This is a genomic window from Modestobacter excelsi, from assembly GCF_005930495.1.
Lineage (GTDB): Bacteria > Actinomycetota > Actinomycetes > Mycobacteriales > Geodermatophilaceae > Modestobacter > Modestobacter excelsi.
The window spans coordinates 32,143-55,408 of the sequence record NZ_SJEX01000011.1 but is presented as its reverse complement, the minus strand read 5'-3'; the positions used below and the strand labels follow the sequence as shown (position 1 = coordinate 55,408).

Here is a 23,266-nt window from a genome sequence, read left to right as displayed (position 1 = left end):
TGGTCGGTGTGACCGCTGCCAGCAGCCCGCCCGTCCCCGATCAGCCCACCCCGCCGTCGGTCGACGCCGCCCGCCTGGAGCGCGCGTTGTTCGAGATCAAGCGGGTGATCGTCGGTCAGGACCGGCTCGTGGAGCGGATGCTGGTCGGCCTGCTCGCCCGCGGGCACGTGCTCCTGGAGGGTGTGCCCGGCGTCGCGAAGACCCTCGCGGTCGGGACGCTGGCCAAGGTCGTCGGCGGTGACTTCGCCCGGCTGCAGTTCACCCCGGACCTGGTGCCCGCCGACATCATCGGCACCCGGATCTACAAGGCCGGGCAGGACGCCTTCGACACCGAGCTCGGCCCGGTGTTCGCCAACTTCGTGCTCGCCGACGAGATCAACCGGGCCCCGGCGAAGGTGCAGTCCGCCCTGCTGGAGGTCATGGCCGAGCGCCAGGTCTCCATCGGCGGGGTCACCCACCCGCTGCCCGACCCGTTCCTCGTGCTGGCCACCCAGAACCCGATCGAGAACGAGGGCGTCTACCCGCTGCCCGAGGCCCAGCGCGACCGCTTCCTGCTCAAGATCCTGGTGGACTACCCCTCACCCGAGGAGGAGCGGGAGATCATCTACCGGATGGGCTCCACGCCCCCGGAGGCGCAGACGGTGCTCGGCCCGGACGACGTCCGCCGGTTGCAGCGCACGGCCTCGGAGGTCTTCGTCCACCACGCGCTCGTCGACTACGTCGTCCGGTTGGTGGTGGCCACCCGGACCCCGCGCGAGCACGGCATGACCGACGTCGCCGGCTGGGTCGCCTACGGCGCGAGCCCGCGTGCCTCGCTCGGCCTGATCGCGGCCGGCCGCGCGCTGGCCCTCATCCGCGGCCGTGACTACGTGCTGCCGCAGGACGTCCTGGACATCACCGCCGACGTGCTGCGGCACCGGCTGGTGCTCAGCTACGACGCGCTGGCCGACGGGGTGCCGGCCGACCACATCGTGCGCCGGGTCGTGGAGAGCGTCCCGCTGCCGCAGGTCACCCCGCGCCAGCGGTCCGGTGGCTTCGGCCCCGGCAGCCCGGGCGGTCCGGTGGTCCCCGGCTTCGGCGGCGGGCCGTTCGGCGCACCCACCGGTCAGCCGCAGGGTCACTACGGGCCCTTCGGTCCGCAGCCCGGCCAGCCGCAGGGCCAGCCCCCGTTCGGCCAGCCGAACCCGTACGGTCCGCCCGCCGGGCAGCCGGGCACCGGGTCGACCGTGGCCTCGCACGCGGAGCGCCCGGACGGCGGCTCCGGGCCGCACCCGGTGTGACCGGACCCGAGGAGCAGCCGGACGGGTGGACGCCGGACCGCCCGGCCGAGGACGGCGCGCCCCCGCACTTCGGCGCGGGCAGCTCGGCGGAGGTGCTGCTGCGCCGGCTGGAGCTCACCGTCCGTCGGCGGCTGGACGGGCTGCTGCAGGGCGACCACCTGGGGCTGGTGCCGGGCTCGGGCAGCGAGGCCGGCGACGCCCGCAGCTACCACCCGGGCGACGACGTCCGGCGGATGGACTGGCCGGTGACCGCACGCACCCAGGTGCCGCACGTGCGGGAGACCATCGCCGACCGGGAGCTGGAGACCTGGGCGGTGCTGGACCTGTCGGCGAGCCTGGACTTCGGCACCGCGAACTGCGAGAAGCGTGACCTGGCGATCGCCGGGCTCGCCGCCGTCAGCCACCTCACCGTGCGGGGCGGCAACCGGCTGGGCGCCGTCGTCACCACCGGCGAGCGGGTGGACCGCTACCCGGCGACGGCGGGGCGGCTGGCCGCCGACCGGTTGCTGCGCGAGGTCGTCGCCACCCCCCGGGCCGCGGGCGGCCGCCGCGGCGACCTGGCCGCCGCCCTGGAGTCGTTGCGCCGGCCGCCGCGGCGCCGCGGACTGGTCGTGGTGATCTCCGACTTCCTCGGCGACGCGGACTGGGAGCGCCCGCTGCGCGGCCTGTCCACCCGGCAGGACCTGCTGGCGATCGAGGTGGTCGACCCGCGGGAGCTGGAGCTGGCCGACGTCGGGCTGCTGACCGTCGTGGACCCGGAGTCCGGGCAGACGCTGGAGGTGCCCACCGGGAACGCCGACGTCCGTCGCCGGTTCGCCGAGGGCGCGGCCGCACAGCGTCAGGAGATCGCCGCGTCGCTGCGCCGGGCCGGCGCCGGGCACCTGCGGCTGCAGACCGACCGTGACTGGCTGGCCGACGTGGTCCGTTTCGTCGCCGACCGCCGGCGTGCCGGCAGCGGGGGAGCGTCCCGATGACCTTCCAGTCGCCCTGGTGGCTGCTGGCCCTGATCGCCGTCGTCGCGCTCGCCGGGTTGTACGTCCTGCTGCAGCTGCGCCGGGCCCGGTACGCGGCGCGGTTCACCAACGTGGCGCTGCTCGGCTCGCTGGTGCCGAAGCGGGCCGGCTGGCGGCGGCACGTGGCGTTCGGGCTGGTCTGCCTCGGGCTGGGCGTGCTGGTGGTGTCGCTGGCCGCCCCGAGCACCGAGATCCGGGTGCCCCGGGAGCGGGCGACGGTGATCATGGCCGTCGACGTCTCGCTGTCCATGCAGGCCACCGACATCGAGCCGGACCGGTTCTCGGCGATGCAGGTCGCGGCCAAGGAGTTCGTCGAGGTGCTGCCCGCCCGGATCAACCTCGGGCTGGTGTCCTTCGCCGGGACGGCGAGCACGCTGGTCACCCCGACCACCGACCGGGACGAGGTGCGCACCGCCATCGACAACCTGCAGCTGGCCGAGGCGACCGCCATCGGGGACGCCGTCTTCACCTCGCTGACCGCGATCACGAACTTCCAGTCGACGCTGGACTCGGCGGGGGAGGAGCTGCCCCCGGCCCGGATCGTGCTGCTGTCCGACGGGTACAGCACCGTCGGCCGGGAGGCGACCCAGGCGGTCGACGCGGCCAACGCCGCGCAGGTGCCGGTGTCGACCATCGCGTTCGGCACCGACTACGGCACCCTCGACCTCAACGGCGAGACCGTCCCGGTGCCGGTGGACCGTTCCACGCTCGAGCAGATCGCCGACGACACCGGCGGCAGCTACAGCGAGGCGGCCACCGCCAAGGAGCTGGAGCAGGTGTACGAGGACCTGGGCAGCCAGATCGGGTACACCAGCGAGCCGCACGACATCAGCCCGTGGTTCGTCCGCGGCGGGCTGCTGTTCGCCTTCCTCGGCATCGTGGCCTCGCTGCTCTGGACCAACCGGCTGCTCTGAGGTTGCGCCGTCCCGCCGAAGGCGTGCCTTCGGCGGAACGGCGGTGCGGTCAGATCGGCTGGTTGGTCGGCAGGAGCACCAGGTCGCGCACCGTGACGTGCCGGGGCCGGCTGAGCATGAACTCGACGGCGTCCGCGACGTCCTCGGAGCGCATGCCGGTGCCGGCGGTGACACCGTCGGCGACCTGGTCCTCGTCGGCCACCGCCCACAGGTCGTTGAGCACGACCCCGGGGGCGACCGACATGATCCGCACGCCGGTGCCGACCAGCTGCTGCCGGACGCCGTGCACGAACGCCTGCAGCGCGTGCTTCGACGCCGAGTAGACCGGCTCCCACGGGATCGCCTGGTGGCCGGAGACCGAACTGGTCACCACGACGTCACCGGCCCCCTGCGCGATCATCCCCGGCAGCGCCGCGTGCACCGCGCCCAGCACCCCGGTGACGTTCGTGCTGATCAACCGCTCGAGCTGGCCGGCCTCGTTCTCCCAGACGTCACCCTGCAGGTAGACCCCGGCGTTCGCGACGAGGACGTCGAGCCGGCCGTGCCGGGCCAGGGTGGCCTCGACGATCCGAGCACCCGCACCGGGCTCGCTCACGTCGGCCGGGAGGACGGCGCTCGGGCCCGGCAGTCCGGCAGCGGCCGCCTCCAGGCGGTCCGCCGACCGGGCGGTCAGGACGACGTGCGCGCCCGCCTGCGAGAGCGAGCGGGCGATGGCCAGGCCGATGCCGGAGCTGGCCCCGGTCACCAGGGCCACGCGCGGACCGGTCGGCTCCTCGGCTGGTGCGGTGGTCATGACGCTCCTCGGGGGTCAGCAGGGCGCGGGTCAGACCGCCGTGTAGGCGCCGTCGATGACGATGCTCTGGCCCACCAGGTACGACGACCGGTCGGAGCACAGCAGGACGACGAGCGCCTCGAGGTCGGCGGGCTCGCCCATCCGCCCGGCGGGGATCATGTCGGTCCACCGGCGGGCCAGGTCGGGGTTGGCGTCGGTGAACTGCCGGGTCATGTCCGAGAGCATGTAACCGGGGGCGATCGCGTTGACCCGGATGCCCAGCGGGGCCCACTCCACGGCCAGCGTCCTCGTCAGCATGTCGACCCCGGCCTTGGACGTGTTGTACGACGCCTGGTGCTGGGGGACGTTGACGACGGAGCCGGACATCGACGAGACGTTCACGATCGCGGCTCGCTGACCGGCGTTGCGGGCGGCCCGGGCGAGCGCCTGGCAGCACAGGAACGTGCCGGTGAGGTTGATGTCGATGACCCGCCGCCAGGACGCCAGCGGCGCGTCGATGCTGTCCTCCCAGACGGTGACGCCGGCTGCGTTGACCCCGATGGTCGGGCTGCCGAGCGCCCGCTCCACCTCGGCGAAGGCGTCGGCGACGCTCCGCTCGTCGGTGACGTCGGCGGTGATGCCGACCGACGGGCTGCCGGTCTCCGCCTGCAGAGCCGCCGCGCTCTCCCCGACCTCCGGCAGGACGTCGAGCAACGCCGGGCGCACCCCGCAACGGGCCAGCGCGCGGGCCATGGTGAGACCGAGGCCCCGAGCACCCCCGGTGACCACCGCGACCCGGCCGTCGAGGTCCTCGAACACGGCTGCTCCCTCCTCGGCGGCACCCCGGCGTGCCGCCCGTCCCGGCGAACCTAACGACGGAGCCCGACGTGCGCAGCCCCGGTCGGGCGCGGGCGTCAGCCGAACACCCGCCGGTACTCGTCCCGGCGGTCCGGCGGCAGCTCGGGGTCGGGACGGCGGCGGGGGACCGGTGGCGGCAGGGTGCCGGTCACCGCGCGCACGGCCAGGTGGGCCGCCCCGAGCGCGGTGGCCTCCTCCGCGTCGACGAACGCCGCGGCACCGTCGCCGACCGCCGTCCGGATCTCCCGCCAGGTGACCGACTCGGTGGGCCGGCCGGCCACGAGGCGCTGGGTGACCTCCCGGCCGGCGGTGCTGCTCAGCGCGCGGGTGAGGTCCCGGGACGCCACGGCGGTGGCCTCCATGAGCGCGCGCAGCAGGGTGGCCGGGGCGACGTCGAGGGGCAGGCCGGCGAGGTCGAGCCGGCGGTCGTCCCTGATCGTCCCGCGGACGCCGCGGCTGCCCACCGGCTCCCCGTCGAGCAGGGTGTCCAGCGGCGCGGCGGGGTCCAGCCCCAGCAGCCGCGTCCAGGTCAGGTAGAGCCCGCCGGAGGGCACCGCGGCGTGCAGGTAGAACAGCCCGTCGGTGACGAAGCAGCCGACCTCGCTGTCCGCCGTCGCCACGGGGTCCAGGGAGTCGGTCACCAGCAGGTGCGCCTCGGAGGTGCCCGCCGAGATGAACAGGTCGCCGGGGGAGCGGGCGCCGGCGGCGAGCGCACCGCAGAAGTGGTCGTGACCGCCGCTGACCAGCGGGACCCCGGCCGCGACGCCCAGTTGCGCGGCCGCCTCCGCCCCCAGCTGCCCGATCACGGTCCCCGAGGGCACCAGCCGGGGCAGGGCCAGGTGGCCGGTGCCGACGACGGCCAGCCCCTCGGCCCGCCAGGACCGGGTCGGCGCGTCGAACAGGCCGGTCCGGGACGCGTGCGAGTGGTCCATCACGAGGTCGCCGGGGCCGAGGGACGACAGCAACCAGCTGCCGAGGTCGGTGAGCGTGACGGCGGCCCGCGCCTGGGCGGGGCGGTGGTGCGCCCACCAGGCGAGCGTGTGGACCGTGTACTCGGGGTGCCGGAGGCCGGTGACCGGTGCCCGGCGGTCCAGCTCGGCGGCGTGCTCCCGGGCCGGGGCGTGCCCGACGCCGGAGAACCAGGTGGGCACGTCGCCGACCGGCCGGCCCGCGGCGTCGAGCAGCACGGCCTCCTCGCCCACTGACGTCACGCCGATGCCGCCGAGCGCGGCCCGCGCCTCCGGGTCGGCGTCGGCCAGGGCGCGGCGGGCGGCGTAGACGGCCACGTCGCGGACCGCCCCGGGGGAGTGGACCGCAATCCCGCCGGCGTCGCCCTGGGGTGTCGGCGCGGCGGCCGCGGCGAGGACGGTGCCGCCGTCGGCCTCGAGCAGCACCGCCTTGATGCGGGTCGTGCCCACGTCGATGCCGAGGAAGGTGGCGGTCACGCGCGCACCTCCGGGACGGCGGTGGCCACAGCGCCGGCCACGAGCTCGTCCACCGCGGTGCCGCTGATGTCCGGCTCCAGCCGGGCGGCGTTCGCGGCGCCGGCCGCTGCGCCGGTGCGCAACGCCGTCGCGCGGTCGTCCCCGCGCGCCAGGGCCGTGGCGAACCCGGCCAGCATCATGTCCCCGGAGCCCGTCGCGTTGACCACCGGCACCGACGGGCTGGCCACGTCCCACGCCTCGGTGGCCGACCGGTAGGACAGCCCCGCCGCCCCGCGGGTGATGACCACCGCCGCGGCGCCGGCGTGCAGCGCCCGCTCCATCAGGGTCGGGAGGTCGACGTCCTCCGCCGGGTCGGCGAGACCGCCGTCGGCGCGGAGCTCATCCTCGTTCACCTTCAGCACGTCGGGACCGGCCCGGACCGCGGGCGCCAGGCCCGGCCCGGAGGTGTCGACGAGGGTCACCACCTCGCGTCCGCGGAGCGCCCGCATGCACCGGGCGTACAGGTCCGCCGGGACCCCGCGCGGCAGGCTGCCGGTGCACACGACCAGGTCACCGGGCTGCACGGCGGCCAGCAGCCCGTCGACGAGGGCGTCCACGTCGGCTGCGGTCACCTCCGGACCGGGTTCGTTGACGACCGTCGACCCACCCGAGGCCTGGTCGACGATCACCGTGGTCACCCGGGTCTCCCCGGCGATCGGGACGTGCCGGTCGACGATGCCGAGCTCGCGGCACCCGGCCGAGATCTGCGCGCCGACGGACCCGCCGACGAAGCCGTGCAGCGCCGCGCGGCCGCCGAGCCGCACCACCCCGCGGGCGACGATCATGCCCTTGCCGCCGGGCCGGCTGACGACCTCGGTGGCGCGGTGGACGCCGCCGACCACCAGCCGCGGCACGACCTGGAGGCGGTCCTGCGCGGGGTTCGGGCTGACGACGTGGACGGTCGGCTCAGCGGGGGGTGCGGGCACGGGTCCTCCTGGTACGGCGGGCGCTGCGGTGTGCGGGCCGGCGCTGTGCTGCTGCTACCTTCGCCGCCGGTCCGGGGCCGCCCACGACTCGCGACGGTGTCCGGAGGACCGCCGACCCGAGGAGCACGCCGTGGCACGCGCAGCACTGACCGACGTCCTGACCGCGGCGCAGCAGGCGGGCAGCGGGCTCGGGGCGTTCAACGTCATCCAGCTCGAGCACGCCGAGGCCATCGTCGCCGGGGCCGAGGCCGCCGGCCGGGCCACGGTGCTCCAGGTGAGCGAGAACGCCGTGCGCTACCACGGCTCGCTGGCGCCGATCGGCCGAGCGATGCTGGAGATCGCCGACGCGGCCGCGGTGCCGGTGGTGGTGCACCTGGACCACGCCACCGACCTCGAGCTCGTGGCGCAGGCCCTGGCGCTGGGCTTCACCTCGGTGATGTACGACGGCTCGACGCTGGCCGTCGAGGAGAACCTCGCGGCCACTCGCGGCGTGGTCGAGCGGGCGCACGCCCTCGGCGTCTCGGTCGAGGCCGAGATCGGCGAGATCGGGGGCAAGGACGGGGTCCACGCCCCGGGCGTCCGGACCCGGCCGGAGGACGCCGCCGAGTTCGTGGCAGCCACCGGCATCGACGCGGTCGCGGTGGCGGTCGGCAGCTCGCACGCCATGACCACGCGGACCGCGCAGCTCGACCTCGCGCTGGTCAGCGCCATCCGGGACGCCGTACCCGTGCCGCTGGTGCTGCACGGCTCCTCGGGCGTGCCGGACGACCACCTCCGCGAGGCCGTCGCGGCCGGCATGACGAAGATCAACATCTCGACCCACCTGAACGGCACGTTCACCGCCCAGGTCCGGGAGGCCCTCGCCGGCGACCCCGCGCTGGTCGACCCTCGGAAGTACCTCGGCGCGGCCCGGACGGCGACCGCGCGCGAGGTCGAGCGGCTGGTCCGGCTGCTCGCCGGCTGACCGGTCAGCCATCGCCGAGGGACTGCCGCAGTGCGGCGGCGAGCACCGGCGACAGCGGCAGCTGCGGCAGGAGCGTGGCCTGGTAGGCGTGGTAGACGTCCGGCTTGCCCGACCAGACCGGGTCCGCGTCCCCGACCGGCAGCTCGTGCACCCAGCTGCCCCGGTCCCGGTCGAGGAAGCGGACGGCGGCCTCGTCCCAGAAGGTCCGGTACCAGTGCTCGTACTCGGGCTCACCGGTGCGCCGGACCAGCACCGCCGCCGCGCCGATGGCCTCGGTGAGCACCCAGTGCAGCCGGGAGGCCACGACCGGCCGGTCCGACCAGTCCAGGGTGTAGACGAACCCGGACTCGCCGTCGGGAGCCCAGCCGACCTCCACCGCGGCGCCGAACAGGCTGCGGGCGTCGTCCAGCAGCCACTCCGGGGCGTCGGCACCCAGGGCCGCCTCCAGGTGGAGCAGCAGGCGTGACCACTCCAGCCAGTGCCCGGGGGTGGACCCGTAGGGGCGGAACTTGTCGTTCTTGCGATCGGCGTTGTAGTCCGGCAGGGACCGCCACTCCGGGTCGAAGTGCTCGGGGAGGCGCCAGCCGTTGTCCCTGGCGGCCGTGTGCACGAGCAGCTCGACGATGCTGGTGGCCCGGGTCAGCCACCGGTCGTCGCCGGTCACCGCGGCGGCGGTGAGGAAGGCCTCGACGGTGTGCATGTTGCTGTTCGCGCCCCGGTAGGGCTCCAGCTCCGCCCAGGTGCGGTCCCAGCTCTCCACGCTCCGGCCCTCGGCGTCCCGCCAGAAGTGCTGCTCCACCACGTCGAGCGCCTGCTGCAGCAGCTCAGCGGCGCCCGGCCGCCCCGCTGCGGTGGCGCTGGCCGCGGCGAGGACGACGAAGGCGTGGTCGTAGGCGGACTTGTCCGTGGCCGCCGGCGCTCCGTCGCCGGTCAGCGAGGAGAACCAGCCGCCGTGCTCGGTGTCCTGGAACGGCCCGGTCAGCGCGGCCAGCCCACGGTCGACCAGCGGCCCGGCACCCGGCCGCCCGCGCAGGCAGGCGAGGGCGAAGACGTGCGTCATCCGGGCGGTGATCCACAGCTGCGGGGCCTGGGTCGGGTCGGGCCGGCCGTCGTCGTCGAGCCAGGCGAACCCGGGCGCGGGACCGGTGCCGGCGCCCTCGGCGAAGGACAGCAGCCGGTCGGCCTCGCCGTCCAGCCAGGCGCGGTGGCTCGCGACCGAGGTCCAGTGGCCGGACTGCGGGGAGTCACCGGTCGACGTCATGGGTCCTCCTTCGGGAAGCGGTCGGGAGACCCGCCGCAGCGCTGAGGGATGGGACGTTAGCCGTTCACAACGACTGTGTCTCGGCTGTGGCCCAGTGGCTTGACATCGATGACAACGTCGCTGTTCCATGACCCACGTCACTCTGGTGGCGCTCAGCCGACTCGCAAAGGTGCGTGCCGTGTCCGGTCCCCGCAGGTCTCCTCGCCTCCCCGGCGACGGTCCTGCGACGGTGTCCGTCCGGGGCTCCGGTGCCTGAGCGCGTCACGCTGCGTGACGTGGCGGTCCTCGCCGACGTGAGCGCGAAGACCGTCTCCCGGGTGGTGAACGGCGCCGACCACGTCACCCCGACCACGCGAGCCCGGGTGCAGCAGGCCATCACCGAGCTCGGCTTCCAGCCGAACCTGGTGGCCCGGTCGCTCCGGGTCGGCCGCGCCGACGTGATCGGCCTCGTGGTGGAGAGCCTGGCCGACCCGTTCTTCGCCCGGCTCACCAGTTCCGTCGAGCAGGCGGCGCACGAGCGGGGCCTGGCGGTGATGGTCTCCAGCGTCGGCAACCAGGTGCCCGAGCGGGAGTCGCTCGTCGTGGAGAGCCTGCTCGTCCGCCAGGTCGCCGGGCTCATCGTGGCCCCGATGGCGCAGGACCACGGCTACCTGGCCGGCGCACGGCAGCGCACCCCGGTCGTGTTCGTCGACCGGCTCCCCGAGGGGATCGTCAGCGACGCCGTCCTGGTCGACGACCTCGCCGCCGGGGAGATGGCGACGGGCCACCTGATCGACCACGGCCACCGCCGGATCGCCTTCCTCGGCTCCGAGCTGCGCAACCCCACGACGCGACTGCGGCTGGCCGGCTACCGCCGGGCGCTGGCACGGCACGGCCTGGACGCCGACGAGTCGCTGGTGGCCGTGGGCGCCGGCTCCGCCGGGGAGGCGCGCTCGGCCGCCGAGCAGCTCCTCGGCGGTGAGCGGCCGCCCACGGCTGTCTTCTCCTCGAACATGCGCTGCTCGCTGGGCCTGGTGCCGCTGCTGCACAGCAGCGGCCGCACCGACGTGGCGGTGGTGAGCTTCGACGACTTCCCGATGGCCGACTCGCTGGTGCCGGCGGTGACGGTCATCGACCACGACCCGGAGGTCATCGGCCGGGCCGCCGCGGAGCGCCTGTTCCGCCGGCTGGAGGACCTCGACGCCGCCGCCGAGACCGTGATCGTGCCCTTTCGGCTGGTGCCGCGGGGGTCCGGCGAGCTGTCCCCGCCCGGCGGGACGGGTCGGGACCGAGAGCTCGGCCAGGACGAGGTCCTGGCCACCGACAGGGAGCAGGACATGGCACACCACGGAGTGGAAGGAGGGCGTCGACCATGACGTCGTCACAGGGACAGGAGCAGGTGCGGTGACCCCCGCCCTCGAGGCCCGGGGTCTCCGACGCGAGTTCGGGCACGTACGTGCCCTCGACGGCGCCGACTTCGACGTGGACCCCGGTGAGGTCGTCGCGCTCATCGGCGACAACGGCGCCGGCAAGAGCACCCTGGTCAAGGCGCTGTCGGGCTCGCTGGCGGTCGACTCGGGCGAGCTGCTCAGCGACGGCAAGCCGGTCACCATCGACACCCCGACCGCGGCCCGGGCGCTCGGCATCGAGACCGTCTACCAGGACCTGGCGCTCGCGCCGCACCTGGACCCGGTGCAGAACATGTACCTGGGCCGGGAGGTCATGAAGGCCGGCCTGATGGGTCGGCTGGGGTTCATGGACCACGCCGAGATGAAGGAGCACACCCGCACGGCGTTCACCGACCTCGGCGCCACGGTGCGCGACTTCGCCGCGCCGGTCGGGTCGATGTCCGGCGGTCAGCGCCAGCAGATCGCCGTCGCCCGCGCCGCCGCATGGGCCAGTCGGGTGATCTTCCTGGACGAGCCCACCGCGGCACTCGGCGTCGTGCAGACCCGCAACGTGCTGGACCTGATCCGGCGGGTGCGGGACCGCGGCATCGCCGTCGTCTTCATCAGCCACTCGATGCCGCACGTGATCGAGGTGGCCGACCGCATCCAGGTGCTGCGGCTGGGCCGGCGGGTGGCGACCTACGACGCGAAGAAGACCTCGATGGAGGAACTGGTGGGGGCCATGACCGGCGCGATCAGCCAGGAGGCGGCGTGACCACCGTGACCGGCCGGCAGCAGGCTGCCGGGCCCGCGCCGGCCGACGAGGAGCGTCCGAAGACCCCGCTGCAGCGGTTGCTGGGTGCCCAGGCCGTCCAGATCCTCGGCGTGCTGCTCATCCTGGTGATCCTGTTCAGCATCGCCGAGCCCGACGCGTTCCTGTCGGTGAACAACATCCGCAACATCGTCGTCAACGTCTCGATCCTGGCGATCATCGGCGTGGCCATGACGTTCGTGATCGTCACCGGCGGCATCGACCTGTCCGTCGGCAGCGTGCTCGTGTTCAGCGGCGTCGTGGCGGCCAAGACGATGGAGAAGCTCGGCGGCGAGGGCGTCGGGGTTGCGGTGATCGGTGCCCTGGTCGCGTGCGGAGCCGGCATCCTCTGGGGCCTGTTCAACGGCGTGCTCATCGCGAAGGCGAAGGTGCCGCCGTTGATCGTCACGCTGGGCGCGCTCGGCATGGCGCTGGGCGGGGCCCAGATCATCACCGGTGGCATCGACGTCCGCGGCGCCCCCACGGTGCTGACCGACAACATCGGCTTCGGGCGGCTGTTCGGGCAGATCCCGTACCTGTCGCTCATCGCGCTGGTGGTCGTCGTGCTCGGTGCCGTGCTGCTGCACCGCACGCGGTTCGGCCGCTACACCTACGCCGTCGGCTCCAACGACGAGGCGGCCCGGCGCGCCGGGGTCCGCGTCGACCGGCACCTGATCCTCATCTACACGCTGGCCGGCTTCTGCGCCGGGCTGGCCGGGATCCTGAACCTCGCGTTCTTCGCGTCGACCACGATCGCGGGCCAGTCGAACACCGCACTCAACGTCATCGCCGGCGTCGTGATCGGTGGCACCAGCCTCTTCGGCGGGATCGGCACGATCGCCGGCACCGTCGTCGGCCTCTTCATCCCGGCCGTCCTGCAGAACGGCTTCGTGATCATGGGCGTCCAGCCGTTCTGGCAGCAGGTCGTCGTCGGGGCGTTCCTCATCGCCGCCGTCTACGTCGACCAGGTCCGCCGCGCCTCGGCCGCGCGTGGCGCGAGCAGTCGACGTCCTCTCTCCTCCCGGTTCTCCCGCCCTGCTGGGGCACGTCGAAAGGAAACACAGTGAACCGAACGAGCTCTGCGAAGGTGGCCGCCGTCTCGGCCCTGGCTCTCGCGCTCGCCGCGTGCGGCGGCAGCGACGACGACAGCGGTGGCGGCGGAGGTGGCGGCTCGGACAACTACGAGGTCGCCTTCATCCAGGGCGTGGCCGGCGACGAGTTCTACATCACCATGCAGTGCGGGATCGAGGCCGCGGCCGAGGACCTGGGCGTCACGGTCGAGACCCAGGGCGCCCAGCAGTTCGACCCGGCCCTGCAGACCCCGATCGTGGACAGCGTCGTGGCCAGCGCACCCGACGGGCTGCTCATCGCCCCGACCGACGTCACCGCCATGAACCGGCCGCTCAAGGCCGCCGCCGACGCCGGGATCACCGTCGGACTGGTGGACACCACGCTGGAGGACCCGTCCATGGCGGTCACCCAGGTCGCCTCGGACAACGAGGGCGGCGGCGCCGCGGCGTTCCAGGCCATCCAGGAGGCCAACCCCGACGGCGGCACGGTGCTCGTGGTCGGGCACGAGCCGGGGATCAGCACCAACGAGGCGCGCATCAAGGGCTTCCTCGACGCCCTGGAGGCAGACCCGAAGTTCACCGCCCTGCCCACCCAGTACGCGCAGAACGACCCGGCCGAGGGTGCCCGCATCGTCACCTCGACGCTGCAGTCCACCCCGGACCTGATCGGCATCTTCGGCACCAACCTGTTCGCCGCCGAGGGCGCCGCGACCGGCCTGCGCCAGGCCGGTGCCCAGGAACAGGTGACCGTCGTCGGCTTCGACGCCGGCCCGGCCCAGGTCGAGGCGCTGGAGAACGGCACCGTCCAGGCCCTGATCGCCCAGCAGCCGGCGGAGATCGGGAAGCAGGGCCTCGAGCAGGTCGTCGCCTCGCTCAACGGCGAGGAGCCCGAGGCCGAGATCCAGACCGGCTTCACGATCATCACGAAGGACAACCTGGCCGACAACCAGGACGCGCTCTACAAGTCCGACTGCTGATCCGCCGCACGACCACCGGCGCCCCGTTCCCCTCCGGGAGCGGGGCGTCGGTCGTGTCCGGAGAGCGTGCCATGTCACCGGTGACATGGTGGCCGCCATGTGGTTGCATCGGTGTGTCACCGGCCACTCCCGGCGGCGCCGACACCACCGGTCCACCGAGGAGATGCGCTGACATGACGGACTTCGACGGCCGAACGGTCCTGGTCACCGGTGCCTCCGGGGGCATCGGTGGGGCCACCGTCCGCCAGCTCGCCGCGGCCGGCGCCGACGTCATCGCCAGTGGCCGTGATGTCGAGAAGCTGGAGCAGCTCGCTGCCGAGACCGGTGCCCGCACCCTGGCCTTCGACCTGACGTCGGAGGACAGCGTCCGCTCCGCGCTCGAGGGCCTGGACCTGTGGGGCGTCGTCAACTGCGGCGGGTACGGCGGCGAGATCGCCACCCCGATGGAGACCGACATCGACGTCTTCGACAAGGTCATCACCATCAACGCCCGCGGCGCGCTGCTCGTGACGAAGTACGCCGCCGCCTCGATGATCCGGTTGGGCCGCGGCGGCGCCATCGTCAACGTCTCCAGCCAGGCCAGCCTGGTGGCGCTGTCCGGCCACATCTCCTACGGCTCCTCCAAGGCCGCGCTGGACAACATCACCCGCGTCTCGGCCCTCGAGCTGGGCAAGCACGGGATCCGCGTCAACGGCGTCAACCCGACCGTCGTGATGACCCCGATGTCCGCCTGGTACTGGGGCCGCCCGGACATCGAGGGGCCGTTCCTGGAGCAGATGCCGCTGGGCCGGTGGGCGACCGAGGAGGACATCGCCGCGCCGATCGTCTTCCTCCTCAGCGACGGCGCCGCGATGATCTCCGGGGTGTCGCTGCCGATCGACGGCGGCTACACCGCCCGCTGAGCCGGCTGCCCGTGACGACGATGCGGGACGTCGCGGCCCGTGCCCAGGTCAGCGCCAAGACCGTGTCCCGGGTCCACAACGACGACCCGCACGTGTCGCCGGAGACCCGGGCGCGGGTGACCGCTGCCCTGCGCGAGCTGGGGTACGTGCCCAACACGTTGGCCTCGGACTTCCGCACCGGGCGGGCGCCGGTGCTCGGCGTGGCCGTGCCCGATCTGGCCGATCCCTTCTTCGCCGTCATCGCCAAGGCCGTGGAGGAGATCGCGGCCGGTGCGGGCATGGCCGTCGTGGTGACCAGCCTCGGCTACGACGCGCAGCGCGAGGCCGGCGCGCTGGAGTCGCTCCTGGCCCGGTCGCTGAGCGGGCTGGTCGTCGCGCCCACGGGGCAGGACCACCGGTACCTCGCCCCGTGGGCCGCGCGGTTCCCGGTGGTGTTCGTCGACCGTCCACCGAGGGGCCTGCGGGCTGACGCCTTCACCGGGGACGACCGCGCGGGGGGCCAACTGGCCACCGGACACCTGATCGCCCACGGTCACCGGGTGATCGCCTTCGTGGGCGACAGCCCGGCGATGTCCACCACCGCCGACCGGCTGGCCGGGCACCGCTCAGCGGTGGCGGACGCCGGGCTGGCACCGTGCGAAGACCTCGTCGCCTTCGGTGCCACGGATCCCCGGAACGCGGCCGAGGTCGTGCACCGGCTCAGCCGCGCCGAACCCCGGCCCACGGCACTGGTCAGCGCGGACGCGCGTACCACGATGACCCTCGTCCCGGCGTTGGCCGGCCGCACCTGGGCGGTGGTCGGCTTCGGCGACTTCCCGATGGCGCACATGCTGTCGCCGGCGATCACCGTCGTCGACCAGGACCCCGCCGCGCTCGGGACGATGGCCGCCGAGCGGGCGGTGGCGCGGTTGGCGAACCCCGGGCGTCGCTTCCGCCGGCACACCGTCGCACCGGTACGGCTGGTGGAGCGCCGGTCGTGCTGGTCGCCGGCGGGGTCCGCCGAGCTCTTCCCGACCTCCTGCCCCGGGTCGGAGACCGCCGCCTCGCAGCTCGAGGCGGGCTCCGACCCGGACCCGCCCCGCTCGTCCCCCCTGCTCGCCGAGGAGCCCCTGTCGTGACCGTCGCACTGAGCCAGTCGACCCTGGCGAGCCTGCCCGAGGCGGTGGCCCGGCCCACCTACGACCGCGCCCGGGTCCGGACCGGCGTCGTGCACCTCGGCGTCGGCGGGTTCCACCGCTCCCACCAGGCCGTGTACCTCGACCGGGTCCTGGCCCAGGGGCACGCCGACTGGGGGATCACCGGCGTCGGGGTGCTGCCGGTCGACCGGGCGCTCACCGACGCGCTGCGGGCGCAGGACGGCCTCTACACGCTCGTGGTGAAGCACCCGACCGGGACGGTGGAGCGGACGGTCATCGGTTCGCTGCTAGAGCACCGGTTGCTGTCCGACGACCGGGAGGCGGTCCTCGCGACCATGGCGGCCCCGACGACGCGCCTTGTGACGCTGACCATCACCGAGGGCGGCTACAGCACCGACAAGGCCACCGGCCGCTTCGAGCTGGACGACGCGCTGCGCGCCGACCTGGCGAACCCGGAGGTGGGCACCGCCTTCGGTCTGCTGACCGCCGCGCTGCGCCGCCGCCGCGACGCCGGCACGCCACCGTTCACCGTGGTCTCCTGCGACAACATCGAGAGCAACGGCCACCTGGCGCGGCAGACGCTGGTGGCCTTCGCCCGCCTCCAGGACGAGCACACCGGGGACCGGCTCGGCGACTGGGTCGCCGAGCACGTCGCCTTCCCCAACTCCATGGTGGACCGGATCACCCCGGCCACCACGGACGACGACCGTGCGCAGCTGACCGCCGGGACCGGCGTCGTCGACCGGTGGCCGGTCGTCGCTGAGCCGTACCTGCAGTGGGTGCTGGAGGACGAGTTCTGCGACGGGCGGCCGCCGCTGGAGGAGGTGGGTGTGCAGCTCGTCCCGGACGTGCGCCCGTACGAGCTGATGAAGCTGCGGCTGCTCAACGCCAGCCACCAGGTGATGTCCTACCTCGGGTACCTGGCCGGGCACCGGCGGGTGGACGAGGTCATGGTCGATCCGCTGTTCATCGAGCTGGTCGACCGGTACATGCGCGACGAGGCCACGCCCACGCTCCCGCCGGTGCCGGACACCGACCTGGCCGCCTACCGGCGCACCCTGCTGGAGCGCTTCGCCAACCCGGCGGTGAGCGACACGCTGGCCCGCAACTGCGCGGAGGGATCCGAGCGGATCGCCACCTTCGTGTTGCCGGTGATCCGCGACCAGCTCCGGGACGGCGGCCCGTTCGACCTCGCGGTCCTCGCCGTCGCCGCCTGGGCGCGGTATGCCGCAGGAGTCGACGAGGACGGTGAGCCGATCGCCGTCGTGGATGCGCGGCTGGACCGGCTCACCCCGCTGCTCGGTGGCCGGGGCGAGGCCGCTGCGGCGGTCCTGGGCGCGAGCGAGGTGTTCGGCGACCTCGCGGCCGACGAGCGCTTCGGCGCCTCCTTCGTCCGGGCAGCCGAGTTGCTGGACCGGCTCGGTGCCCGCGCGGCCGTGGCCGCCGTCCTCGGCTCCCCCCTCAGCGGGAGGGATCGAGGGTGAGCTTGCCGCTGGTCCGGCGGGCGCGGAGGTCCTGGTGGGCCTCGCGGACGGCGGTCAGCGGGTAGCGGCCACCGGACACGGGCGTCAGCGCGCCGTCGGCGACCAGCGGCAGCAGCTCGCCCATCGCCTGGTCGAGCATCTCCGGGCGGCTGAAGCAGTGCGCCAGCCAGAACCCGATGACCGCGCGGCTGGTGCCCATCAGCGAGAGGACGTTGACCGGCCTGGGGGCCTCGCGGCCGGCCATGCCGTAGGCGACGAGCCGGCCGAAGGGCGCTAGCGCGGACAGCGACCCGTCGAGCACGTGACCGCCGGTCATCTCCAGGACGACGTCGACCCGCTCGCCGCCGTTGGCCTCGCGCAGGGCGGCGGTGAACGCCTTCGGGTCGTCGTCGTCGGCGAGCGCCGGGTCGACGGTGGCGTCGGCGCCCAGGGACTCGGCGAGCTGGCGCTTCTCCGGGCTGGAGGCGGTGGCGATGACCCGGCCGGCGCCCCAGCGCTTGGCCAGCTGGACGGCGAGCGAGCCGACCCCGCCGGCGCCGGCGATGACCACCACGGACTCGCCCTCGGCGAGGTGCGCGGAGGTGCGCAGCAGGTGCCAGGCGGTGGTGCCCTGCAGGACGACGGCGAGCGCCTGCTCGTCGGTCACCGCGTCGGGCACCGCCCAGGTCAGCCGCGGGCTGGTCGCCACCTTCTGCGCGTAGCCGCCGCCGGCGAGCAGCCCGACCACCCGCGGGCCGCCCTCGCCGGCGGTGCCGACGAACTCCGCGCCCGGGATGAGCGGGAGCGTCTGCGGGGCGAGGTAGCTGTCCTCGGTCTGGTGGGTGTCGGCAAAATTGACGCCCGAGCTGGAAATGTCGAAGAGCTGCTCGCCGTCCCCGGCGACCGGGTCGGGCAGGTCGACGACGTCCATGACCTCGGGTCCGCCGAAGCGGGTGATCTGCACAGCACGCATGACGGTGAGGTTATGGCCTCGGTCACGCGCAGCTGGGCGGTGCCGTGCGTCAGTGGTGACCACGATCCGCTTAGGGCCGTGGATCGAAGGCCCACCCTTCCGCGACGGGGGACCGGGGCGGGGAGGCCCGCCGTCGTTGCCCGGGTGGTCGTCGGCAGTCGGCGACGGCAGCCAGCCCCTGGCCGTTGTTCTCAGGCACTCGCCTCCGTCGGCGGCAGCTCGTCGGCGAGGCTCGACGCCGGGGGACTGGAGCTCCCGCTGCTCGTGGGCCGGAGCCCTCGCCCTCACTGGTTCAGGCTTGGGACGGCTCGCTCGGAGTTGCGGGTGCCGAAGCCGCCTCGCTGGGGCCCGCTCCTGGTGCTGGCCGTAATGTCGTCGAGGGCACTGTTGGACTCGACGGGTCGCTGAGGAGTACGTGGAGTTCCGCCGTCGTCAGTGCTTGCACGGGCAGTGGTGCGGTGTCGCTGCGTTGCGGTATCAGGCCATCGAGCATGACCCACAGGTAGCGACGGTAGAGGTCCCGGGAATCGCTGCGTGCTTCGATCTCAGGTCCGTCCTGCACGACAGTGCTGATGGAGATGCAGGCCATCTGGAGGAAGATCAGATCGGTGCCCGTGGCGTCTGACCGGATGACTCCAGCGTCCCGTGCACGCTCGGCGACTCTGTTCACGAGAGGCGACAGTCGGTTGCGGCTCCGCTCGTGCGCTTCCGGCCTGACGCGGCGTCCGGTGAGGAGCTCAGCCATCGCACGATCCCTCACATGCAGAGCGAGCGACTTCTCCAGGTAAAGGACGAGTGCGTCCCAGGGGTCATCCATCGCGAGGGACTCGTTCAGTATCTCCTCGAGCTCGTTGTCCTGCTGGCACCGGATCGCGTCGAGCAGGTCTTCCTTGTTCGCGAATCGTCGGTACGCGGTCCCCACACCCACGCCGGCATGGTGGGCGACATCGTTCAGGGTCGCATCCAGGCCCCGCTGGGCGAAGACCTCGCGCCCTGCCTCCAAGATCCGTGCGCGGTTGCGGGCGGCATCCTTCCGCATCTTGGGCTCGGTCACGTGCCCCAGCGTACCAAAGCGGTTGCGACGTATCCGTTTCAGTGTTACGTTGGATTCGGATACGGGGCATCCGCTTCCTGGACTCCGGAGCGTCGGGTCGAGCAACGTGCTCGCACGCTCGGGGACCCGGCATCAAGGCGAACACCGCCAGGAGTTCTCTGCATTCGTCCTCGACTGCGTAGGCCCCGACATGCAGCGAGCTCAGCGCGTTCGAATCAATCGCGCTGGCCCCCAGGCTGAACGAGAACCATGCTGACATCTGAGTAGCGGCGCGATGCCGAATCGGCGATCACACGCTTGATCTACACCTACTGCCATCGCCTCTACGGCGCAGACCTGGCCGGCGCCGCCACCCTGTTCGAGCAGGCGCGGTGGCAGTTGTCGCCCGACGTCGTCTGCCAAGGCGCGGCCGAGCATCTCGCTGCCCTCGATGTCATCCGGGTCTACGGTGACCGGCTTGGCACTCGGCACGTGGTGAGCAACCTGATCATCGACATCGCCGAGGACGGCGCCACCGCGCAGAGCGTCTCGTACGTCGACTCCATTCAGGTGACCGAGGACTTCCCGCTGCAGCTGATCTTCCAGGGGCGGTACCTCGACACGTTCGTACTCGACGAGGGCTCGTGGCGCTTCCACAAGCGGATCGTCGACGCCGACGGTGTCGGTGACATGCGAGCCCACCACACGACCGCCCCGGCTGGACCGGCAGCGGCCACCTGAGCGAGAGCGCCGCGACGGCACCGAGATCGTGGTGACCGGACACCTCCCGTCGGAGAGAGCGCGACCCCGCCCGCAGCGACCAACCGCTGCCGCAGCCACTCGTCGACGACAACCAGAACAGAGAGAAGAGAGATGACTTCGACAGTCACGTTCAGCAACGGTGTCACCATGCCCGCGATCGGTTTGGGCGTGTTCCAGACCCCGCCGGAGGAGACGATCGCGGCCGTACAGACCGCCCTGGAGCTCGGCTACCGGCACATCGACACCGCCGCGGCGTACTTCAACGAGCGGGAGGTCGGCGAGGGCCTGCGCCGCTCCGGGGTGCCGCGGGACGAGGTGTTCGTCGAGACCAAGGTGTGGGTCAGCGACTACGGCTACGACGAGACGCTGCACGCGTTCGAGAAGAGCCGCAAGAAGCTCGGCGTCGAGCAGCTGGACCTGCTGCTCCTGCACCAGCCGTTGACCGCCAAGTTCGAGCGCACGATCCAGGCGTACAAGGCGCTGGAGAAGCTCCTGGCCGACGGGGCCGTCCGCGCCATCGGCGTCAGCAACATGGTGCCGGCCCGCCTGGATGCGCTGTTCGCGGAGACCGAGGTCGTACCGGCGGTCAACCAGATCGAACTGCACCCGTACAACGTCAAGGCCGAACTGCAGGCGAAGAACACCGAGCACGGCATCCTCACCCAGGCGTGGTCCCCGATCGGTGGGATCCGCAGCTACAACGGTGCGACCTCCAACCCGCTGAACGACACCACGATCGGTGCCATCGGCGAGCGATACGGCAAGACGAACACCCAGGTCATGCTGCGCTGGCACATCCAGCAGGGCCGCTCGGCGATCCCCAAGTCCACCAACGCCGCGCGCATCGCCGCGAACTTCGACGTCTTCGACTTCGACCTCACCAACGACGAGTTGGCGCGGATCGACGCCTTGGACACCGGCGACACCATCGACCTGGACACCCTCGACGTCGAGGCCTTCGGCTTCGTCATCGACGAGGCCTAGGCATCCGTCACACCCTGAGCGGGCCGGATTCCTTCCGCGGTCCGCTCCCGCCACTCCCATGATCCGGCGCTCAACGGCGGCGTGGTGCTGTTCCTGGCCGGCGCCGAAGCCAGCTTCGTCACCGGCGGCGCCTACGCCGCTGACGGCGGCTGGCTCGGCTGACCACGTCTGACTGAAAGGACCGCTGTGAGTACCACCCAGTCCGAAGCGGGGACCATCACGACTTCCGCCATCAGTGGCATGACCCGCACGCGGACCATCGTGTTCGCGATCGCCGGCGGCCTTGCCGTCGGCAACCTCTACTGGGCGCAACCACTCATCGAGACCATCGCCGGCGAGCTGGACGTCTCATCGGCCAACGCCGCGTCACTGGTCACCATCACCCAGATCGGCTACGCGCTCGGCATCTTCCTCATCGTGCCGCTCGGCGACGTCCTCAACCGCAAGCGCCTCATCCCGATCATCCTGAGCGTCTCCGCCCTCGCCCTGCTCGGTGCAGCCGCCGCGCCGAACTTCTCGCTACTCCTGGCCGCACTGGGCGGCGTCGGACTGACCACCGTGTCTGCGCAGATCCTCACACCGTTGGCCAGCGAGCTCGCCGATCCCGGGCAGCGCGGCAAGGTGCTGGGCATGATCGTCTCCGGCACCCTGCTCGGCGCCCTGCTGGCACGCACCCTCAGCGGTGCGGTGGCCCAGTTCATCAGTTGGCGCGCGGTCTACGTGCTCGCCGCGATCCTCGCCATCGTCCTGGTGTTCGTGCTCTCCGCACTCATCCCCAAGCTCCCCGAGCGCGAACCGATCAGGTACACGCGGTTGCTCGGCTCCGTGTTCACCACCGTCGCCCGGCACCGTGCCGCCGCGCCGACCATCTTCCTCGGGGCCGCCGGGTTCGCTGTGTTCTCGCTGTTCTGGACGTCGCTGACCTACCTGCTCACCGCAGCGCCGTTCTCCTTCTCGGTCGGACAGATCGGGTTGTTCGGTCTCGCAGGCGTCGCAGGTGCGCTCGGTGCCCGACGCGTCGGGACGTTCCACGACCGCGGTTGGTCGGTCCCCGCCACCGGCATCGCCTTCGGGGTCCTCCTCCTCTCCTTCGCGGCGTCGTGGCTGTTCCGGACGTCCACGATTGCGCTGCTCGTCGTCGTGGTCGTCCTGGACCTCGCCTCGCAGTCCAACCTCGTGCTGAACCAGACGCGGCTGCTGTCCCTGCCCGGCCAGGACCGCAGCCGTCTCAACACCGCGATCGTCGTCAGCAACTTCCTCGCCGGTGCCATCGGCTCCGCCATCGCTGGACCGGTGTGGGCCGCCGGCGGATGGACCGCCATCACCATCACCGCCGTGGCGATCATCGTCGCCGCGCTCATCGTCTGGGTCTGCACCCGCCGCGGCGCTCTGACCGACCAGAACTAACCCCGCCCGGCATCGGAAAGGACCATCACATGGCTCGCATCTTCATCACCGGCTCCACCGAAGGGCTCGGCCGCAACACCGCCCACGACCTGCTCGACGACGGGCACGAGCTCCTCCTGCACGCCCGCAACCCCCACCGGGCCGAGGCGTTGAGCGACCTGACCGCGCGCGGTGTCCGCGTCGTCGTCGGGGATCTCGCACAGACCGACGACGTTCGCGGCGTCGCCGAGCAGGTGAACGCCATCGGCCGGATGGACGCGATCATCCACAACGCCGGCGTTGCCAACGGAGCCGCGATCCTGCCGGTGAACGTCGTCGCTCCCTACCTGCTCACCGCGCTCATCGAGCGCCCGGACCGGCTGGTGTACCTCAGCAGCGGCATGCACAGCGGCGGGCGGGCCGATCTGACCGGCGCGGACTGGTCGGGAACCCGTGCCACCAAGTCGTACTCGGACTCGAAGCTGTTCGTCACCGCGTTCGCGATGTTCATCGCCCGTACCTGGCCCGACGTCTACAGCAACGCGGTGGATCCCGGCTGGGTGCCCACCCGCATGGGCGGATCCGGTGCGTCGGACGACCTTCGAGAAGGCCACCTCACCCAGGCCTGGCTCGCGGGGGGCGACGACCCCGACACCAAGGTCACCGGCGGGTACTGGCACCACATGCGCCAGCAGTCACCCCACCCGGCGACCCGGGACGAGGGCTTCCAGGACGAGCTGATCTCCCAGCTCGCCGACCTCACCGGCGTCGCCCTGCCGACCACCCGCTGACAGGTCAGCTCGGTCGCAGCAGCTGGACACCGACCACACAACGAGGCCTACGAGCGCGTGCCGTCCTCCGACGTGCGCCATCGCTTCGTGATTCGACGCCACGAGCTCCGCGTGACGCCCCATCCCCGAACTCAGGAAG

The 23,266-nt window shown here is 72.7% G+C and carries 21 protein-coding genes and 1 pseudogene; 15 read left to right on the top strand and 7 right to left on the bottom strand.

The window, feature by feature from the left end; genetic code table 11:
* Positions 1–8 precede the first annotated feature (8 nt).
* The 3 genes from FHL80_RS06295 to FHL80_RS06285 are packed head-to-tail and all read left to right on the top strand — an operon-like array spanning position 9 to position 3,207.
* Positions 9–1,280, top strand: a complete 1,272-nt coding sequence (locus FHL80_RS06295) for an AAA family ATPase (RefSeq protein WP_138732599.1) — start codon at positions 9–11, stop codon at positions 1,278–1,280.
* Positions 1,277–2,254 (top strand): DUF58 domain-containing protein, encoded by a 978-nt coding sequence (locus tag FHL80_RS06290; RefSeq protein ID WP_138732598.1) that lies wholly within the window; start codon positions 1,277–1,279, stop codon positions 2,252–2,254. Before FHL80_RS06295 ends, FHL80_RS06290 begins: the two co-directional genes overlap by 4 nt.
* Entirely contained in the window at positions 2,251–3,207 is a 957-nt protein-coding gene (locus FHL80_RS06285; RefSeq protein ID WP_138732597.1) for a VWA domain-containing protein, read from the top strand. The genes FHL80_RS06290 and FHL80_RS06285 overlap by 4 nt, the downstream gene beginning before the upstream one ends.
* 49 nt (positions 3,208–3,256) lie before the next feature.
* Here FHL80_RS06285 and FHL80_RS06280 read toward each other — a convergent pair whose 3' ends face one another.
* The 4 genes from FHL80_RS06280 to FHL80_RS06265 all read right to left on the bottom strand — a co-directional run bounded on the left by FHL80_RS06280 (position 3,257) and on the right by FHL80_RS06265 (position 7,247).
* On the bottom strand, positions 3,257–4,000 hold the full coding sequence (locus FHL80_RS06280) for an SDR family oxidoreductase (RefSeq protein WP_138732596.1): 744 nt from the start codon (positions 3,998–4,000) through the stop codon (positions 3,257–3,259).
* A gap of 30 nt (positions 4,001–4,030) precedes the next feature.
* The gene (locus FHL80_RS06275; protein ID WP_216870484.1) at positions 4,031–4,798 is read right to left on the bottom strand and encodes an SDR family NAD(P)-dependent oxidoreductase; all 768 of its coding nucleotides are present in this window, start codon (positions 4,796–4,798) and stop codon (positions 4,031–4,033) included.
* Between the two features lie 95 nt (positions 4,799–4,893).
* Positions 4,894–6,282: an FGGY-family carbohydrate kinase gene (locus tag FHL80_RS06270; RefSeq protein WP_138732595.1), complete on the bottom strand. Its 1,389-nt coding sequence runs from the start codon at positions 6,280–6,282 to the stop codon at positions 4,894–4,896.
* Positions 6,279–7,247: a 1-phosphofructokinase family hexose kinase gene (locus FHL80_RS06265; protein ID WP_138732594.1), complete on the bottom strand. Its 969-nt coding sequence runs from the start codon at positions 7,245–7,247 to the stop codon at positions 6,279–6,281. The genes FHL80_RS06270 and FHL80_RS06265 overlap by 4 nt, the downstream gene beginning before the upstream one ends.
* 130 nt (positions 7,248–7,377) lie before the next feature.
* On the opposite strand from FHL80_RS06265, the gene FHL80_RS06260 reads away from it, so the two are divergent.
* Entirely contained in the window at positions 7,378–8,211 is an 834-nt protein-coding gene (locus tag FHL80_RS06260) for a class II fructose-bisphosphate aldolase (protein ID WP_138732593.1), read from the top strand.
* A gap of 4 nt (positions 8,212–8,215) precedes the next feature.
* On the opposite strand, the gene FHL80_RS06255 is transcribed toward FHL80_RS06260, so the two are convergent.
* Positions 8,216–9,472: an AGE family epimerase/isomerase gene (locus tag FHL80_RS06255; protein ID WP_138732592.1), complete on the bottom strand. Its 1,257-nt coding sequence runs from the start codon at positions 9,470–9,472 to the stop codon at positions 8,216–8,218.
* A 275-nt stretch (positions 9,473–9,747) separates the two neighbouring features.
* Between FHL80_RS06255 and FHL80_RS06250 the strand changes: the two genes are divergently transcribed.
* The 7 genes from FHL80_RS06250 to FHL80_RS06220 all read left to right on the top strand — a co-directional run bounded on the left by FHL80_RS06250 (position 9,748) and on the right by FHL80_RS06220 (position 17,219).
* Complete coding sequence (locus tag FHL80_RS06250; protein ID WP_216870483.1) at positions 9,748–10,827, top strand: LacI family DNA-binding transcriptional regulator; 1,080 nt, start codon at positions 9,748–9,750, stop codon at positions 10,825–10,827.
* A gap of 28 nt (positions 10,828–10,855) precedes the next feature.
* The gene (locus FHL80_RS06245) at positions 10,856–11,614 is read left to right on the top strand and encodes an ATP-binding cassette domain-containing protein (RefSeq protein WP_138732590.1); all 759 of its coding nucleotides are present in this window, start codon (positions 10,856–10,858) and stop codon (positions 11,612–11,614) included.
* Complete coding sequence (locus FHL80_RS06240; protein ID WP_138732589.1) at positions 11,611–12,717, top strand: ABC transporter permease; 1,107 nt, start codon at positions 11,611–11,613, stop codon at positions 12,715–12,717. The genes FHL80_RS06245 and FHL80_RS06240 overlap by 4 nt, the downstream gene beginning before the upstream one ends.
* A 20-nt stretch (positions 12,718–12,737) precedes the next feature.
* Complete coding sequence (locus FHL80_RS06235) at positions 12,738–13,697, top strand: ABC transporter substrate-binding protein (protein ID WP_246078496.1); 960 nt, start codon at positions 12,738–12,740, stop codon at positions 13,695–13,697.
* 173 nt (positions 13,698–13,870) lie between these two features.
* Positions 13,871–14,599, top strand: coding sequence for an SDR family oxidoreductase (locus FHL80_RS06230; RefSeq protein ID WP_138732587.1), 729 nt, complete (start codon positions 13,871–13,873; stop codon positions 14,597–14,599).
* A 20-nt stretch (positions 14,600–14,619) separates the two neighbouring features.
* On the top strand, positions 14,620–15,717 hold the full coding sequence (locus FHL80_RS06225) for a LacI family DNA-binding transcriptional regulator (protein ID WP_138732619.1): 1,098 nt from the start codon (positions 14,620–14,622) through the stop codon (positions 15,715–15,717).
* The gene (locus tag FHL80_RS06220; protein WP_138732586.1) at positions 15,714–17,219 is read left to right on the top strand and encodes a mannitol dehydrogenase family protein; all 1,506 of its coding nucleotides are present in this window, start codon (positions 15,714–15,716) and stop codon (positions 17,217–17,219) included. Before FHL80_RS06225 ends, FHL80_RS06220 begins: the two co-directional genes overlap by 4 nt.
* Here FHL80_RS06220 and FHL80_RS06215 read toward each other — a convergent pair.
* Positions 17,197–18,171, bottom strand: coding sequence for a quinone oxidoreductase family protein (locus FHL80_RS06215; protein WP_138732585.1), 975 nt, complete (start codon positions 18,169–18,171; stop codon positions 17,197–17,199). The genes FHL80_RS06220 and FHL80_RS06215 overlap by 23 nt on opposite strands.
* Before the next feature lie 292 nt (positions 18,172–18,463).
* On the bottom strand, positions 18,464–19,225 hold the full coding sequence (locus FHL80_RS06210) for a TetR/AcrR family transcriptional regulator (RefSeq protein WP_138732584.1): 762 nt from the start codon (positions 19,223–19,225) through the stop codon (positions 18,464–18,466).
* Positions 19,226–19,510: 285 nt separating this feature from the next.
* Between FHL80_RS06210 and FHL80_RS06205 the strand changes: the two are divergent.
* The 4 genes and pseudogenes from FHL80_RS06205 to FHL80_RS06190 all read left to right on the top strand — a co-directional run.
* Positions 19,511–19,945, top strand: a pseudogene (locus tag FHL80_RS06205) (nuclear transport factor 2 family protein); the annotation flags it as partial.
* A gap of 132 nt (positions 19,946–20,077) precedes the next feature.
* The gene (locus tag FHL80_RS06200) at positions 20,078–20,950 is read left to right on the top strand and encodes an aldo/keto reductase (RefSeq protein WP_138732582.1); all 873 of its coding nucleotides are present in this window, start codon (positions 20,078–20,080) and stop codon (positions 20,948–20,950) included.
* Between the two features lie 240 nt (positions 20,951–21,190).
* On the top strand, positions 21,191–22,357 hold the full coding sequence (locus FHL80_RS06195) for an MFS transporter (RefSeq protein WP_138732581.1): 1,167 nt from the start codon (positions 21,191–21,193) through the stop codon (positions 22,355–22,357).
* Positions 22,358–22,386: 29 nt separating this feature from the next.
* Entirely contained in the window at positions 22,387–23,127 is a 741-nt protein-coding gene (locus FHL80_RS06190) for an SDR family NAD(P)-dependent oxidoreductase (protein WP_138732580.1), read from the top strand.
* Positions 23,128–23,266 lie beyond the last annotated feature (139 nt).

Excerpts from the sequence above, each read along its gene's own strand:
- FHL80_RS06200 (WP_138732582.1), top strand. The coding sequence starts at position 20,078 with ATGACTTCGACAGTCACGTTCAGCAACGGTGTCACCATGCCCGCGATC.
- FHL80_RS06225 (WP_138732619.1), top strand. The coding sequence starts at position 14,620 with ATGCGGGACGTCGCGGCCCGTGCCCAGGTCAGCGCCAAGACCGTGTCC.
- FHL80_RS06255 (WP_138732592.1), bottom strand. The coding sequence starts at position 9,472 with ATGACGTCGACCGGTGACTCCCCGCAGTCCGGCCACTGGACCTCGGTC.
- FHL80_RS06190 (WP_138732580.1), top strand. The coding sequence starts at position 22,387 with ATGGCTCGCATCTTCATCACCGGCTCCACCGAAGGGCTCGGCCGCAAC.
- FHL80_RS06230 (WP_138732587.1), top strand. The coding sequence starts at position 13,871 with ATGACGGACTTCGACGGCCGAACGGTCCTGGTCACCGGTGCCTCCGGG.
- FHL80_RS06280 (WP_138732596.1), bottom strand. The coding sequence starts at position 4,000 with ATGACCACCGCACCAGCCGAGGAGCCGACCGGTCCGCGCGTGGCCCTG.
- FHL80_RS06285 (WP_138732597.1), top strand. The coding sequence starts at position 2,251 with ATGACCTTCCAGTCGCCCTGGTGGCTGCTGGCCCTGATCGCCGTCGTC.
- FHL80_RS06215 (WP_138732585.1), bottom strand. The coding sequence starts at position 18,171 with ATGCGTGCTGTGCAGATCACCCGCTTCGGCGGACCCGAGGTCATGGAC.
- FHL80_RS06195 (WP_138732581.1), top strand. The coding sequence starts at position 21,191 with ATGACCCGCACGCGGACCATCGTGTTCGCGATCGCCGGCGGCCTTGCC.